Below are 459 nucleotides of genomic sequence, written 5' to 3'. Positions count from 1 at the left end.
CCCATGAGATTCGTGAACTGGAAAGATTTCGAGCAATGGGACTTAGCGATGACTTCAAGCCCGAAAACGGATCTCCCGCCTGGAATAATGCCCATACCGCCACGCTGGAGGACTTCAAGCTCGGAAGCGAGGATCATGTCCTTTATTCACCTGACGCGCTGCGGGCGGGAAACAAGCAAATGCAACGCATATATGAACAATTGCTTAAAGGAACAGGCCAATGATTCCTATCGAAGAAATTCTCAAGCACGAACCAATTGCTGATGTACTGACGGCTTTCGGCATCGGCATGGCATACCCATCCTTGGATAGAATGATTGGGCGATATAAATTCGAGCTTATCGCGAGCGGCGAGCTATTAACGACATATGCACAACTTTTCAAAGAAGGCGTGCTGGCAAATGGTGATGGTCCAATTCCAATCAAGGGACCAAATTGGAAGGCGCCGAAGTTTATTAC

1 protein-coding gene and 1 pseudogene are annotated in these 459 nt (G+C 48.1%); both read left to right on the top strand.

The window, feature by feature from the left end:
* Positions 1-224, top strand: a pseudogene (locus J5M56_RS25185) (S-type Pyocin); the annotation flags it as partial.
* On the top strand, positions 221-459 hold a 239-nt coding region (locus J5M56_RS25180; protein ID WP_207938084.1), incomplete at its 3' end, for an immunity protein. The pseudogene J5M56_RS25185 and the gene J5M56_RS25180, both read left to right, overlap by 4 nt.

The sequence above is a fragment of the Pseudomonas sp. 51_B genome, from assembly GCF_017491595.1.
Classification (GTDB): Bacteria; Pseudomonadota; Gammaproteobacteria; order Pseudomonadales; family Pseudomonadaceae; genus Aquipseudomonas; species Aquipseudomonas promysalinigenes.
This window is presented reverse-complemented; position numbering and strand designations above follow the sequence as displayed.